General features: G+C 73.1%; 15 protein-coding genes and 1 pseudogene. 11 read left to right on the forward strand and 5 right to left on the reverse strand.

Annotation, left to right across the window (positions count from 1 at the left end):
• Window positions 1-220: 220 nt before the first annotated feature.
• Window positions 221-1,231, reverse strand: a complete 1,011-nt coding sequence (locus tag ACFWUZ_RS23000; protein WP_384375848.1) for a polyprenyl synthetase family protein — start codon at window positions 1,229-1,231, stop codon at window positions 221-223.
• Window positions 1,232-1,421: 190 nt separating this feature from the next.
• On the opposite strand from ACFWUZ_RS23000, the pseudogene ACFWUZ_RS23005 reads away from it, so the two are divergent.
• Window positions 1,422-2,192, forward strand: a pseudogene (locus tag ACFWUZ_RS23005) (peptide MFS transporter); the annotation flags it as partial.
• A 176-nt stretch (window positions 2,193-2,368) separates the two neighbouring features.
• Complete coding sequence (locus tag ACFWUZ_RS23010; protein ID WP_384375851.1) at window positions 2,369-4,372, forward strand: CocE/NonD family hydrolase; 2,004 nt, start codon at window positions 2,369-2,371, stop codon at window positions 4,370-4,372.
• A 45-nt stretch (window positions 4,373-4,417) separates the two neighbouring features.
• Here the strand turns inward: ACFWUZ_RS23010 and ACFWUZ_RS23015 are convergent, their stop codons facing one another.
• From ACFWUZ_RS23015 to ACFWUZ_RS23025, 3 genes are read right to left on the reverse strand one after another with little or no spacing between them, the layout of a single operon-like run.
• The gene (locus ACFWUZ_RS23015; protein WP_384375854.1) at window positions 4,418-4,609 is read right to left on the reverse strand and encodes a DUF397 domain-containing protein; all 192 of its coding nucleotides are present in this window, start codon (window positions 4,607-4,609) and stop codon (window positions 4,418-4,420) included.
• Between the two features lie 21 nt (window positions 4,610-4,630).
• Window positions 4,631-4,825, reverse strand: coding sequence for a DUF397 domain-containing protein (locus ACFWUZ_RS23020; protein ID WP_384375856.1), 195 nt, complete (start codon window positions 4,823-4,825; stop codon window positions 4,631-4,633).
• Window positions 4,822-5,658: a helix-turn-helix domain-containing protein gene (locus ACFWUZ_RS23025; RefSeq protein WP_384375859.1), complete on the reverse strand. Its 837-nt coding sequence runs from the start codon at window positions 5,656-5,658 to the stop codon at window positions 4,822-4,824. Before ACFWUZ_RS23025 ends, ACFWUZ_RS23020 begins: the two co-directional genes overlap by 4 nt.
• Window positions 5,659-5,764: 106 nt before the next feature.
• Between ACFWUZ_RS23025 and ACFWUZ_RS23030 the strand changes: the two genes are divergently transcribed.
• The 3 genes from ACFWUZ_RS23030 to ACFWUZ_RS23040 are packed head-to-tail and all read left to right on the forward strand — an operon-like array spanning window position 5,765 to window position 6,662.
• Entirely contained in the window at window positions 5,765-6,004 is a 240-nt protein-coding gene (locus ACFWUZ_RS23030; RefSeq protein WP_384375862.1) for a hypothetical protein, read from the forward strand.
• Window positions 6,001-6,309 carry a hypothetical protein gene (locus tag ACFWUZ_RS23035; protein ID WP_384375865.1) on the forward strand — a complete coding sequence of 103 codons (309 nt, stop codon included), beginning with the start codon at window positions 6,001-6,003 and terminating at the stop codon, window positions 6,307-6,309. Before ACFWUZ_RS23030 ends, ACFWUZ_RS23035 begins: the two co-directional genes overlap by 4 nt.
• Complete coding sequence (locus ACFWUZ_RS23040; protein WP_384375868.1) at window positions 6,306-6,662, forward strand: hypothetical protein; 357 nt, start codon at window positions 6,306-6,308, stop codon at window positions 6,660-6,662. Before ACFWUZ_RS23035 ends, ACFWUZ_RS23040 begins: the two co-directional genes overlap by 4 nt.
• Window positions 6,663-6,680: 18 nt before the next feature.
• Here the strand turns inward: ACFWUZ_RS23040 and ACFWUZ_RS23045 are convergent, their stop codons facing one another.
• Window positions 6,681-7,487, reverse strand: coding sequence for an HAD-IIB family hydrolase (locus tag ACFWUZ_RS23045; RefSeq protein WP_384375871.1), 807 nt, complete (start codon window positions 7,485-7,487; stop codon window positions 6,681-6,683).
• A 141-nt stretch (window positions 7,488-7,628) separates the two neighbouring features.
• Here ACFWUZ_RS23045 and fahA point away from each other — a divergent pair, with 141 nt between their 5' ends.
• The 6 genes from fahA (at window position 7,629) to ACFWUZ_RS23075 (ending at window position 12,985) form a co-directional block, all read left to right on the forward strand.
• On the forward strand, window positions 7,629-8,855 hold the full coding sequence (fahA, locus tag ACFWUZ_RS23050; RefSeq protein ID WP_384375874.1) for a fumarylacetoacetase: 1,227 nt from the start codon (window positions 7,629-7,631) through the stop codon (window positions 8,853-8,855).
• 140 nt (window positions 8,856-8,995) lie between these two features.
• Window positions 8,996-9,766 (forward strand): GntR family transcriptional regulator, encoded by a 771-nt coding sequence (locus tag ACFWUZ_RS23055; protein ID WP_384375877.1) that lies wholly within the window; start codon window positions 8,996-8,998, stop codon window positions 9,764-9,766.
• Window positions 9,767-9,799: 33 nt separating this feature from the next.
• Window positions 9,800-10,027 (forward strand): ferredoxin family protein, encoded by a 228-nt coding sequence (locus ACFWUZ_RS23060; RefSeq protein ID WP_384375880.1) that lies wholly within the window; start codon window positions 9,800-9,802, stop codon window positions 10,025-10,027.
• Window positions 10,028-10,041: 14 nt separating this feature from the next.
• Window positions 10,042-11,403: an ABC transporter substrate-binding protein gene (locus ACFWUZ_RS23065; RefSeq protein ID WP_384375883.1), complete on the forward strand. Its 1,362-nt coding sequence runs from the start codon at window positions 10,042-10,044 to the stop codon at window positions 11,401-11,403.
• The gene (locus tag ACFWUZ_RS23070) at window positions 11,400-12,206 is read left to right on the forward strand and encodes an ABC transporter permease (protein WP_384375886.1); all 807 of its coding nucleotides are present in this window, start codon (window positions 11,400-11,402) and stop codon (window positions 12,204-12,206) included. The genes ACFWUZ_RS23065 and ACFWUZ_RS23070 overlap by 4 nt, the downstream gene beginning before the upstream one ends.
• A complete protein-coding gene (locus ACFWUZ_RS23075; RefSeq protein ID WP_384375889.1) occupies window positions 12,203-12,985 on the forward strand; it encodes an ABC transporter ATP-binding protein in 783 nt (260 codons plus the stop codon). The genes ACFWUZ_RS23070 and ACFWUZ_RS23075 overlap by 4 nt, the downstream gene beginning before the upstream one ends.
• The last annotated feature ends 11 nt before the right edge of the window (window positions 12,986-12,996 follow it).

Here is a 12,996-nt window from a genome sequence, read left to right on the forward strand (position 1 = left end):
TGCCCTGCCCTCTGTGTCGACGGCGGCGACCCCCGTGTCGCCGCGCTCACCCGATCTGGTGGGGTTTGATGACTCCATCTGACCAAATCCGGGGCCCGGGGGCGTCAGTCCCCGGAATCAACTGCGCGTACGACCGTGGGATGACACGGAAGGGGCCCCTCTCCCCCGACCCGTAGGGGTCGACGGGGCGGAAGGGCCCGTTCCATCGTCTCGGGGCGTCTCAGCCCGCGCGGTGGACCACCGCGTCGCACAGCTCTTCCAGCGCCGACTTCGCGAAGCACTCCGGCAGCGGGGCGAGCGTGGCCCGGGCGTCCTCCGCGTACCGGATGGTGTCGCGGCGGGCCTGTTCCAGGGCGGGGTGCGCCCGCAGCCGGGTCAGGACCTCGGCGTGCCGGGCGTCGTCCGTCAGGTCGCCGTCCAGGAGCCGTACGAGCTCCAGGTCCTCCTCCCGGCCGTCGCGGGCCGCGGCCTCGCGCAGCCGCAGCACGGGCAGGGTGGGGATGCCCTCGCGCAGGTCGGTGCCCGGGGTCTTGCCGGACTCGTGCGCGTCGGAGGCGATGTCGAGGACGTCGTCGGCGAGCTGGAAGGCCGTACCGAGCCGCTCCCCGTACTGGGTGAGGATGTCGACGACCGATTCGTCGGCACCGGCCATCAGCGCGCCGAAGCGGCCGGACACGGCGATCAGCGAGCCGGTCTTGCCGGCGATGACGTCGAGGTAGTGGGCGACCGGGTCGCGGCCGTCGCGCGGGCCGGCCGTCTCCAGGATCTGGCCGGTCACCAGCCGCTCGAAGGCCTCGGCCTGGATGCGCACGGCCTCGGGGCCGAGGTCGGCCAGGATGTGCGAGGCGCGGGCGAACAGGAAGTCACCCGTCAGGACGGCCACCGAGTTGCCCCAGCGGGTGTTGGCGCTGGCCACCCCGCGGCGCACGTCCGCCTCGTCCATCACGTCGTCGTGGTAGAGCGTCGCCAGGTGGGTCAGCTCCACCACCACGGCCGACGGCACGATCCCGGGCGCGTACGGATCACCGAACCGCGAAGCGAGCATCACCAGCAGCGGGCGGAAGCGCTTGCCTCCGGCGCGCACCAGGTGCTGTGCGGCCTCGGTGATGAAGGGGACTTCGCTCTTGGTGGCCTCCAGCAGACCCGCCTCGACGGCGGCCAGTCCGGCCTGGACATCGGTCTCAAGAGCCTGGTCCCGCACGCTCAGTCCGAACGGCCCGACGACGGTCACGAGGGGTACTCCTGTCTGCTGACGATCACGGTGACGATCACCTGGATTGTCGATGTGTCGCTGCCATCACTCAAGCCAGCGTATCGGGTCTGTTTTCGATCACCGAGAGCGCCTGCCCGGCCGCCACCCGCGCACCGCCCCAAATGCACCGGTATGTTCTTGAGGAGCCGAATCAACCGGAGATCATGTTTTGTCCAGAACTGCGCCCGACACGGAGGAGCCGGACCCGGAGGCGGACCAGCCGCCACCGGGTGACGACCACGCCTTCCTCGGCCATCCCCGGGGTCTGGCCACCCTCTCCGGACTGGAGGTCTGGGAGCGGTTCTCGTTCCTCGGCATGCAGGCCATCCTCGTCCTCTACTTCGCGGACGCGGTGGCGGACGGCGGCCTGGGCATGGACCCGGGCACCGCGGCCTCCGTCTCGGCGGCCTACGGGACCATGGTCTACCTCGTCTCCGTCGCCGGCGGATGGCTCGCCGACCGGATCCTCGGCTCCTACCGCGCCGTGCTCTGGGGCGGCATCCTGATCGCCTGCGGCCACTACGCCATGGCCGTCCCGACCGCCGTCATGACCTGGACGGGCCTCGGCCTGATCAGCGCGGGCACCGGCCTGCTCAAGCCGAACGTGGCCACCATGGTCGGCAAGCTGTACCGGACGGACGACGACCGGCGCGACGCCGGCTTCGCCCTCTACTACATGGGCATCAACATCGGCGCCTTCGCCGGACCGCTGATCACCGCCTGGCTCGGCGAGCGCCAGGGCTGGCACTGGGGCTTCTCCGCCGCCGCGATCGGGATGACCGCCGGCCTGGTCCAGTACGTCCTGGGCCGCCGGCACCTGGCCGGACGCAAGCACTCCGCAGAGTTCGCCCTCGCGCCCCGGGCGCTGCGCCCCGCCGTGACGAAGATCATCGCCGGCTGCGTCGCCCTCGCCGTGCTCGCCACCCTTCTGGCGACGGCATCCAGGCGCAGGTGGTCAAGGTCTACGGCCAGGTGTCCCACCCCGTGTACTTCGGCTTCAACGGCGCCGTCGCGGTGGCCGCCGGCCTGGTCGTGATCGCGCTGGCGCCGTGGCTGCGGCGCACCATGCACCCCGTCCACTGAGGCTGCGGCCGAGGCGATTGGTGGCTGAACCTGATGATCATCCGCACCGACTTCCCGTACGGGACCACCCGCGAGGACGTCCGGATCCCGATGGCCGACGGCGTGGAGCTCTACGCCCGGATCTGGCGGCCGGTGACGGAGGAGCCCGTACCGGCCCTGCTGGAGTACCTGCCGTACCGCCTGACGGACTGGACGGCGCCGCGTGACCGGCAGCGCCACCCCTGGTACGCGGGGCACGGCTACGCCTCGGTGCGGGTGGACGTGCGCGGCCACGGGTGCAGCGGCGGCCGGCCCGGCGACGAGTACGACGCCCGTGAACTGGCCGACGGCGTCGCGGTCGTGGAGTGGCTCGCGGCCCAGCCCTGGTGCACCGGCTCGGTGGGCATGTTCGGGATCTCCTGGGGCGGGTTCAACTCCCTCCAGATCGCCGCCCTGGCCCCCGAGCCGCTCAAGGCGGTCGTCACCGTCTGCTCGACGGACGACCGGTACGACAACGACGTGCACTACATGGGCGGCTCGGTGCTGGCCGTGGACATGCACGCCTGGGCGGCGGCCATGCTGGCCTTCGCCTCCCGCCCGCCGGACCCGCTCTTCGCCGGGGACGGCTGGCGCCGGCAGTGGCTGGACCGGCTGGAGTCCCTCGAACCGCTCGTCCACACCTGGCTCTCCCACCAGACCCGCGACGGTTACTGGCGCCACGGCAGCGTCTGCGAGGACTACGGGGCGATCGGCGCGGCGGTCCTGGCCGTGGGCGGCTGGCACGACCCCTACCGGGACACCGTGCTCCGGCTGGTCGAGCACCTGCCCGCCGACCGCGTACGGGGCCTGATCGGCCCGTGGTCGCACCAGTACCCCGACCGCGGGCTCCCGCCCGGCCCGGCGATCGGTTTCCTCCAGGAGACCCTGCGCTGGTGGGACCACTGGCTCAAGGGCGCGGACACCGGCGTCATGCGCGAACCGCTGCTCCGCGCCTGGATCAGCGACTCCCACCCGCCCGCCACCGTGTACGAGGAGCTGCCGGGCCGCTGGGTCGGGGAGAAGGCCTGGCCGTCGGCGTCCGTCGTCCCCGTCCCGTACGGGCTCCAGGGCGCCCCCGTGCTCGTGGCCTCCCCGCAGCACACCGGGGTGGACGCGGGCCGCTTCTTCCCCTTCGGCAACGAGGCCGACCTGCCGCCGGACCAGCGCGAGGAGGACGCGAAATCGGCCTGTTTCGAGTTCCCGGTGGGCGAGGGCGAACCGGTGGAGGTCCTCGGCCGGCCCTCGGTGACGCTGCGGCTGCGCCTGGACGTGCCGTACGGGCAGGCCGTGGCCCGGCTGTGCGACGTGGCGCCGGACGGCTCCTCGACGCTGGTCACCCGGGGAGCGCTGAACCTCTCCGCGCGCCGGGGCCGGGAGCAGGCGGTGCCGTGGCCGGTGGGCGCGTACGAGGACGTCACCTTCGAGCTGAACGGGATCGGGCACTCCTTCCCGCCCGGGCACCGGATCCGGCTCGCGGTGTCCTCGGCCTACTGGCCCTGGATCTGGCCGCGAGCGGGCTCCGAGGCGGGCTGGACGCTGGACCCTGCGGGCAGCACCCTGACCCTGCCGGTCCGCACGCCGTCCCCGGGCGACGACGGGATCGTCTTCGACGAGCCGGAGCAGGCGGAGCCGCTGGGGGTGGTCTTCCCCGCGACCCTGGACGAGCCGCGCCCGGAGCGGCTCGTCGTACGGGACGTGGCGCGCGGGACCTGGCGGCTGGAGGTCGACCCGCGGTACGGGGGCACCCGGGTGTACCCGGACGGCCTGGAGTTCAGCGAGGACGCGCGGGAGGTGTACGAGATCCAGGAGGCCGATCCGCTCTCGGCGCGGACCCGCTCGGAGTGGAAGATCCGGCTCCACCGGCCGGAGCTGGGGTGGGACGCGCGGGTGGAGACCCGGTCGGAGATCTCGTGCGACGAGGGCGGTTTCCTGACGTCGGACGAGGTCGTGTGCCGGGAGGGGGACGAGGTCGTCTTCCACCGGACCTGGCAGCGCCGTCTGCCGAGGGCGGCGGGCTGACCTGCCGGGCCCCGGGCGTCCTGCCGGGGCCCGGCGGGCCACCGCTCAGACGGCCTTGACGCCGTCCACGAAGGTGGCGAACGCGGCGGCGGTGAAACCGAGCACGGGGCCCTCGGTGTGCTTGGAGTCCCGGACGGGCACGATGCCGCGCGCGGCGACGAGGTTGGTGGCGACCTCGACGCACTGGCCGCCGTTGTCGCTGTAGGAGGACGTGAACCAGCGGGGGGAATCGCTCATCGCTACGTGCCCTTCGGTCGGTCAGACGGCCTTGACGCCCTCCACGAAAGCAGAGAACGCAGCGGCGGTGAAGTCGAGTTCGGGGCTGTCATCACGCTTGGAGTCCCGGATGGGGACGACACCGCGCGAGGCGACGAGGTTGGTGGCGACCTCGACGCACTGGCCGCCGTTTTCGCTGTAGGAGGACCTGAACCAGCGGGGGGATTCAGTCGTCACGACGTGCCCTTTCGTAGTTGACCGATCATGGCCACAGATGCCGCCTGCGTGTGCGCTTCGGCCTGGAGCTGATGGTAGGCCGTCAGCATGGGCACCACCGAGTTGTTGTCCCGTTCCAGATGGCCCCGTTGGGCGGATTCGGCGTAGGACATGATCGAGCGGTCGGGCAGCGTCAGTACGGTGACCGGCAGACTGAGCGGACGACGCTCTCCCATGTCGAACGGGGCGATCTGAAGCACGGTGTTCGGCAGTTCGGCGAATTCGAGCAGCCGCTCGAACTGGCCCTTCATGAGGGCGGGGCCGCCGATCGGTCGGCGGAGGCAGCTCTCGTCCAGCACCGCGAAGACCACGGGCGGCGGGGTACGGAGCAGAGCGGTCTGTCGCGCCGCAATGACAGCGATGCGCTCGCTCGCCTGATCCGCAGTGATGGCGCCCCTCTTGACGGTGCTCTCGGTGACCACCGTCGCGTACTCCGGCGTCTGGAGCAGCCCCGGTATGACACCCACCTCGTACAGGCGGATCTCCACCGCCCGGCTCTCGTAGGCGAGGAACTCCGGGAAGCCCTCCAGCAGTACGCCGTGCCGGATCTCGCGCCACTCGCGCTCGAACGACCGCTCGCCCTGGCCGGTGCCGAAGACCTCGTCGGCACTGCGCGAAAAACGCAGAGTCGGCACTTTCCGTCCAGTTTCGACCGCCGAGACGTGCGTACTGGAGTACCCGAGCCGCCCGCCCAGGGTTTCCTGCGTCCAGCTCTGCTCCTCCCTCAAGCTGCGCAGACGCGCACCGAAGGCTGCCTGGGGTCCGCGCTCCGGGTTCAACTCCTTGCGGTTCAAGGGCTGTCGACCAATCTTCCGTTCCGATCCGACAGGTTGAAGCCTCCCCCGCCCAGGGCCACTCTGAACCCGATCGGTAGCGACTCGGCTACGGAGAGGAACGGCCATGTCTGCATCGAACGACCCCCATCCCCCGCCCCCCGGCACCGTCGTGGTGGACACGGGACGGGACGACCGCGTCGGGGAGTTCCGCGGGGTAGCCGGCCCGTACTGGGCCCTCCGGCCCGTGCGCGGTGGGCCGGAGTGGGAGGCGGAGCCCCGGGACGTCCGCCCCGCCGAGCCCATGGAGCGGCTACGGGCCGAGATCGCCCGGCGCAACGCCCGCAGCGCGGAGGGGCTGCTGTGACGGCGGACCCGCACCCGGAGCCGTCCGAGGAGGACCGGCCGCTCGCCGAGCTGCGCCGCATCGAGTCGGACCCCGCCTACCGGGCCCTGTTCCTGTCCCGGCTGGACACGGCGATCGCCGGGCGGGAGGCGGAGCGGGACGCGTTCGCGGCGGCCGTGGCGGCGGCGGCCGACCGGCTCCGGGGGCTGCTCCGCTCCCGCCCGGCGAGCGACGAGGCGCGGCGGGAGGCCGTGACCGTGACTCTCGGGGCGGTCGCCTGGACCTGCTGCCTGGCAGCCGTCGTCGCACGGGAGTGGATCGCGTGAGCCGTACACCCGACCGCCTCGCCTGCGGCGCACACGGCACCCTGTCCGCGACGCACCTGACCGCACTGGCGCAGCTCCTGTCCGCGGACGGGCGCGCCCTCATGGAGGTGCTCCGGGGCGGTCCGGTACTGCGGTGCTCGCTGGAACGGCACGTCGGGGACCACATGGACCTCGTCCACGACGGCGGGGCGGGGGCCGCTCTGTGGGCCCGGTGGTCCGAGGCGGGCGGCCCCGACGCGCTCCTGGTGCTCCCGGACTGCCCGGCCACCGACGGCAGCGGCGCAGGATGCGGTCAGTACCTGTCCCATGCCGGCGGGCACACGTGGGAGGTCACCGACCCCGAGCTGCCCTGACGGGCCCGGCTCGGGACGCTACGCGTAGAGGCGTTCCAGGACCACCGCGACGCCGTCCGCCTCGTTGGACAGGGTCATCTCGTCCGCGACCGCCACCAGTTCGCGGTGGGCGTCGGCCATGGCCACTCCGTGGGCGGACCACGCGAACATCGGGATGTCGTTCGGCATGTCCCCGAAGGCGATCGCCGACGAGGCCGGCAGGTCCAGGACGGCCGCGGCGCGGGCCAGGCCGGTCGCCTTGTCGATGCCCGGCGGCTGGAGCTCGACCGTGTGCTCGCCCGCCATGGTGACGTTCACCAGGTCCCCGACCACCGACCGGGCCACGCGCGTCAGCTCGTCGTCGTCCAGCTCCGGGTGCTGGAGCAGCACCTTGTTGATGGGGGCCGACCACAGGTCGGCGCGCCGGGGCACGCGCACCGTCGGCAGGTGCGGGTGCCACATCCGGTAGCCCGGCCCTATCAGCATCTCCGCGTCCGCCCCCTCCTGGTTGACCGCGGCGTAGACCTCGCCGATCTCGGCCTCGATCTTGCCGAGGGCCACCTCGGCCAGCCCCCGGTCCATGGAGACGGAGTGCAGCAGCCGGCCGCGCGCTGCGTCGTACACCTGCGCGCCCTGCCCGCACACCGCGAGCCCCGTGTAGCCGAGGCGGTCCAGGACGTGTCGGACCTGTGGCACGGGGCGGCCGGTGACGACGATGTGCTGTGCGCCGGCCGCGCGGGCTGTCGCGAGGGCCTGGTACGAGCGGGCGGAGACGGCGTCTCCGGCGCACAGCAGGGTCCCGTCCAGGTCGGTGGCGATCAAGGCATAGGGGAGGGCGGAAGTCACGGCGCCAAGGATACGGACCCCCTTGGACAAGTCCTACAAATTACGCCCGAATCCCGCCTCCCGCACGCCCCACCGGCCACGTAACGTGTCAACCAGCCCCCGGGACACCCCCGGACCGCGTCGAAAGCGAGGCAGCACCCCATGCCCCAGCAGAGCCCCCTCGATGTCCCCGAGGGCGACCCGTTCGGGCCGCACAACCTCCCGTACGGCGTCTTCTCCACCCCACAGGACCCCGCGCGCCGCCGGATCGGCGTGCGGATCGGCGGGCACGTGCTCGACGCGGGGGCGGCCGCGGCCGCGCTCGGCTCCCCGTACGCCGGGCTGCTCGGGCAGTCCTCCCTCAACCCTCTGCTGGCCGCCGGGCGGACCGCCTGGCGCGACGTGCGGCGCGCCCTGACCGCCTGGGTCACCGACCCCGGCCACCGCCCCTCGGTGGAGCCGCACCTGTTGCCGCTGGACGAGGTCGTGCTGCACCTGCCGTACGAGGTCGCCGACTACGTCGACTTCTACGCGAGCGAGCACCACGCCACCAACGTGGGGAAGATGTTCCGGCCGGACGGGGACGCCCTCACGCCCAACTGGAAGCACCTGCCGATCGGTTACCACGGCCGGGCGGGAACGATCGTGGTGTCGGGCACGGACGTCGTACGGCCCTCCGGGCAGCGCAAGGCCCCCACCGACCCGGCGCCCGTCTTCGGCCCCTCCGTCAAGCTCGACATCGAGGCCGAAGTCGGTTTCGTCGTCGGCACCCCGTCCGAGCTGGGCCGCCCGGTGTCCCTGGGCGAGTTCGAGGACCACGTCTTCGGCCTGTTCCTCCTCAACGACTGGTCGGCGCGCGACATCCAGGCCTGGGAGTACGTGCCGCTGGGCCCCTTCCTCGGCAAGTCCTTCGCGACCTCCGTCTCGGCGTGGGTGACCCCGCTGGAGGCCCTGGACGCGGCGCGGGTCGCCCCGCCCGCCCGCGACTACCCCCTGCTGCCCTACCTGGACGACGCGGGCAGCGACCGCCCCGGCGGATTCGACCTGCACATCAGCGTCGCCGTCAACGGGCAGGAGGTGGCGCGGCCGCCGTTCGCCTCCATGTACTGGACGGCCGCCCAGCAGCTGGCCCACATGACCGTCAACGGCGCCTCGCTGCGCACCGGCGACGTCTACGGCTCCGGCACCGTCAGCGGCCCCGAGACCGGCCAGCGGGGCTCCCTGCTGGAGCTCACCTGGAACGGCCGCGACGCCATCGAACTCGCCGACGGCAAGCGCACCTTCCTGGAGGACGGCGACACCGTCACCCTCACCGCCTGGGCCCCCGGCGCCGACGGCACCCGCGTGGGCCTCGGCGAGGTCACCGGCCGCATCGTGGGATCCCGCTAGTCCGGCATGTGGTCGGCGGGGTGGCGGATCTTTCCGACGCCCCGCCGGAACCGCAGGTCAGAGCCGCTGTGCCGGGGGCATCCGGTGGCGCAACACTGCGGCAACACCATCACCGCCGGGCCGCCGGTACGTTCCCTGCCATGCCAGCCGAACGCACCCGTGAGCACGCCGTCCCGGTAGCCGCCGCGCGCCGGCGGCGGCTGCGCGCGGACCGGGCGCGACAGCTCGCCGACCTGCTGCGCCACCAGATCCTGGCGGGCGGATACCCCGGCGGGGTCCTCCCGCTGGAGGACGTCCTCGCCGCCGACTACGCGGCCGGCCGCAACACCGTCCGCCAGGCCCTCGACCTGCTGCGCGGCGAGCGTCTCGTGGAGCGCCGCCCGGGCGTGGGCACCGTCGTCGTCTGCGAGAAGTACCCGCACGGCCTGGACCGCCTCCAGGGACTGGCAGAGACCCTGCACGAGCACGGCCGGGTGACCAACGAGGTCAGGACCGCCGGCCCCGTCCGCGCCCCCGCGCCCGTCGCCGGGCGGCTCGGCCTGCCCGAACACAGCGACGTCCTCTACATCGAACGGCTGCGCCGCCTGAACGGGCTGCCGCTCTCCCTCGACCTCACCTACGTCCCCCTGGACATCGGCGCGGAGCTGCTCGACCGCGACCTGGAGCACACCGACGTCTTCCGGCTGCTGGAACAGGTGACCGGACAGCCCCTCGGCCGGGCCGAGATCACCCTGGAGGCCGTCAGCGCCGACGCGCACTCCGCCGCCGTGCTCCAGGCCCCGCGCGGGGCCGCCCTGCTGATGCTGGAGCGGCTCAGCCACCTCGCCGACGGACGCCCCGTGGACCTGGAGTTCATCCGCTTCCGCGGTGACCGGATCACCATGAGCGGGCTGCTCCACCGCTCCCTCTAGACCACCGCCCCCACCCCTTTCCTGGAGACAGCCATGCCTCTGGTCCCCCAGCGCGGCGACGTGCCCGTGACCATCGACGAGTCCCTGTGCATCGACGGCTGCACCCTCTGCGTCGAGATGTGCCCGCTCGACTCGCTCGCGATCCGCGAGGAGGACGGCAAGGCCTACATGCACGTGGACGAGTGCTGGTACTGCGGCCCGTGCGCCGCGCGCTGTCCCACCGGCGCGGTCACCGTCAACATGCCGTACCTGCTCCGGTGAAAGGTCTCCCCGTCATGCCCGCCGTGCCCGTCCGCCGTCCGAAAGCCCTCGCCCCCGCTCTCGTCCTGCTCCTCGCCCCCCTCGCCACCGCCTGCGGCGACGCCTCCGGTGCGGCCGGTCCGCGCACGGTCACCGTGACCGTCGGGTACCAGTCCAAGACCATCAACACCGTCACCGCCGGCACGCTGCTGCGCTCCCTCGGCTACTTCGAGGAGGAGCTGGCCGCGCGCGGCAAGAAGGACGGGAACACCTACAAGGTCGACTGGCAGGACTACGCCACCGGCGCCCCCATCACCGCCCAGATGACCGCCGGGAAGATCGACATCGGGTCGATGGGCGACTTCCCGCTCCTGCTCAACGCGGCGCGCGGCAAGGAGCTGAAGCAGCCCACCCGCCTCGTGTCCGTGACCGGGTACAACCTGCGCGGCGGCCTCAACACCGTGGTCACCGCGCCGGACTCGAAGCTGGAGTCCCTCGCCGACCTGCGCGGCAAGAAGGTGTCGACCTCGGTCGGCTCGGCGGCGGACGGCACCCTCGTGCGGGCCCTGCAGCGGGCCGGGATCGACCCGGAGAAGGGCATCGAGAAACTCAACCAGCAGCCCAGCGTGGGCGCTTCGGCGCTCCAGGCGGGCAGCGTGGACGCACTGTCGCAGTTCGTGGCCTGGCCCGGCCAGCTGGCGTACGAGGGGCGCGCGAAGGCCCTCTACGACGGCGCGGAGCTGAACCTGCCCACCTTCCACGGGGTCACGGTGCGGGAGAAGTTCGCCCGCGAACGGGACGGCGTGCTGGAGGACTTCCTGCGGGCGCAGCGCAGGGCCACCGACCACCTGCGCACGGAGCCGGTCGCGGCCGCCGAGTCGGTGGCGAAGGAGACGGGGCTGCCCGCGGAGGTGGTCCACCTCTACAACGGCGCGAACGGCATCGCGACCTTCGACCCGGAGCTGCGCCCGCAGCTGATCGAGGCACTGAAGCAGGACGTCCCCGTCCTCCGGGCCGCCGAGCTGGTCGGCGAGGTCGACGTCGACGCCTTCGTGGACCCGGAGCCCCTGCGACGGGCCTCGGCCGGAACGGCCCCCTACCCCGAGGCCGCGCCCGCCCGGCCCGAGCTGTGGCTGAAGGGGCACGACCGCACGCAGAGCTACGACTCCCCGCGCGAACTGCTGAAGGCGGCGCGCGGCGCCGACGTCCGCGCCGCGTACGTGCCGGACGCGGTCACCGGCACGCTCTGGTTCGCCGACCGGGCCGTGTGGGTGGCCGAGGGCCCGGAGCTGCGCGCCTTCGTCACCCGTGCGGGAGCGACGTCGTACGTCGACCGGCACGCGGCGTCCGGGGCCCGGCTCGTGAGCTTCGCCGAGGCCGGAGCCCTGGCGTCATGACCGCCGGACGCCGACTGCTGCGGGTGGCTTCGCTCGGCGCGGCCCTCCTGCTGTGGCAGGTGCTGACCTCCCTGGACGTGAACCTGTGGCTGCGGTTCGAGCAGTTCCCGACGGTCGGCGAGATCGCGGCGAAGTGCGCCGAACGGGCCCGGGCCGCGCCGTTCTGGCAGGACCTGGCCGCCAGCCTGCGCCGGATCGTGGCGGGCTTCGCCCTCGCGGCCGTCCTGGGCGTGACGGTGGGCACCGCGATCGCCCGCTCCCGGACCGCGTCCGACGTGCTGGGGCCGGTCCTGGAGGTGCTGCGCCCGATCCCGGCCATCGCCCTGGTGCCCGTGGCCATCCTGCTGTTCCCCACCAACGAGCAGGGCATCGTCTTCATCACCTGCGCGGCCGCCTTCTTCCCGGTGCTGGTCTCGACCCGGCACGCGGTGCGGGCCCTGGCCCCCGTCTGGGAGGAGGCGGTCCTGACCATGGGCGGCGGGCGCGGGCGGATCCTCTTCTCCGTGGTCCTCCCCGGGGCCCTGCCGGGGATCTTCGGCGGCCTGTCCGTCGGGATCGGCGTCTCGTGGATCTGCGTGATCTCGGCCGAGATGATCTCCGGGCAGTACGGGGTCGGCTACCGGACCTGGCAGGACTACACGGTCGTCGACTACCCCGGCGTCTTCGTCGGCATGGTCACCATCGGCGCGCTGGGCTGGCTGACCTCCACGGCCGTGGAGCGCGCGGGCCGCCGTCTGACGCGCTGGCTGCCCTCGCGCGACCCCGAGCACACGAAGGCCCGTATCCGGGAGGTGGCCGCATGAGCCGGACCGACACCGACGCCGGCACCGACACCGACACCGACGCCGGCACCGGTGTCCGGGCCGGGGCCCGCGGGGCCCGGCTCGCGCTGCGCGGCGCGCGGCTCGGGCACCGCGGGAGCCCGGTCGTCGACGGGCTCGACCTCGCGGTCGAGGCCGGAGAGCTGCTGACCGTCGTGGGCCCGTCCGGCTGCGGCAAGTCCACCCTGCTGCGCACGCTGGCGGGGCTGCTGCCCCCGCTGGGCGGGGCGGTGGAGCAGGACGGCACCCCGGTCACCGGCCCGGGAGCCGACCGGGCGCTGGTGTTCCAGGACGACGCCCTGCTGCCCTGGCGGACCGTACGCGCCAACGTGGAACTCCCCCTCGCCATCCGCCGCGAGGCGCGGGCCGGGCGCCGGCGGGCGGCCGGTGCCTGGCTGGAGCGCGTGGGCCTCGCCGGGCACGCGCACAAGTTCCCGCACCAGCTCTCCGGCGGGCAGCGCCAGCGCGTGCAGCTCGCACGCGCCCTGGCCGGGAGCCCGCGCGCCGTCCTGATGGACGAACCCTTCGGCGCGCTGGACGCCCAGACCCGCGCCGGGATGCAGGACCTCCTCGTGGACGTGTTCACCGGCACCGGCGCGACCGTCGTGTTCGTCACCCACGACGTGGACGAGGCCCTCTTCCTCGGCGACCGGGTCGCCCTGCTGGGCTCCGGCGAGGTGCTCCGCGTCCCGCGGCCGCGCGAGCGCGCCGCGCACGACGCGCACGCCGGGCTCCGCCGGCAGATCATCGACTCCCTCTGAAAGGCAGCACC

It is taken from the genome of Streptomyces sp. NPDC058646, assembly GCF_042716875.1.
In the GTDB taxonomy this organism is placed as follows: domain Bacteria; phylum Actinomycetota; class Actinomycetes; order Streptomycetales; family Streptomycetaceae; genus Streptomyces.

Coding starts and splice junctions, on each gene's coding strand:
- ACFWUZ_RS23010 (WP_384375851.1), top strand. CDS start 2,369: ATGATCATCCGCACCGACTTCCCGTACGGGACCACCCGCGAGGACGTC.
- ACFWUZ_RS23015 (WP_384375854.1), bottom strand. CDS start 4,609: ATGAGCGATTCCCCCCGCTGGTTCACGTCCTCCTACAGCGACAACGGC.
- ACFWUZ_RS23030 (WP_384375862.1), top strand. CDS start 5,765: ATGTCTGCATCGAACGACCCCCATCCCCCGCCCCCCGGCACCGTCGTG.
- fahA (WP_384375874.1), top strand. CDS start 7,629: ATGCCCCAGCAGAGCCCCCTCGATGTCCCCGAGGGCGACCCGTTCGGG.
- ACFWUZ_RS23055 (WP_384375877.1), top strand. CDS start 8,996: ATGCCAGCCGAACGCACCCGTGAGCACGCCGTCCCGGTAGCCGCCGCG.
- ACFWUZ_RS23060 (WP_384375880.1), top strand. CDS start 9,800: ATGCCTCTGGTCCCCCAGCGCGGCGACGTGCCCGTGACCATCGACGAG.
- ACFWUZ_RS23065 (WP_384375883.1), top strand. CDS start 10,042: ATGCCCGCCGTGCCCGTCCGCCGTCCGAAAGCCCTCGCCCCCGCTCTC.
- ACFWUZ_RS23070 (WP_384375886.1), top strand. CDS start 11,400: ATGACCGCCGGACGCCGACTGCTGCGGGTGGCTTCGCTCGGCGCGGCC.
- ACFWUZ_RS23075 (WP_384375889.1), top strand. CDS start 12,203: ATGAGCCGGACCGACACCGACGCCGGCACCGACACCGACACCGACGCC.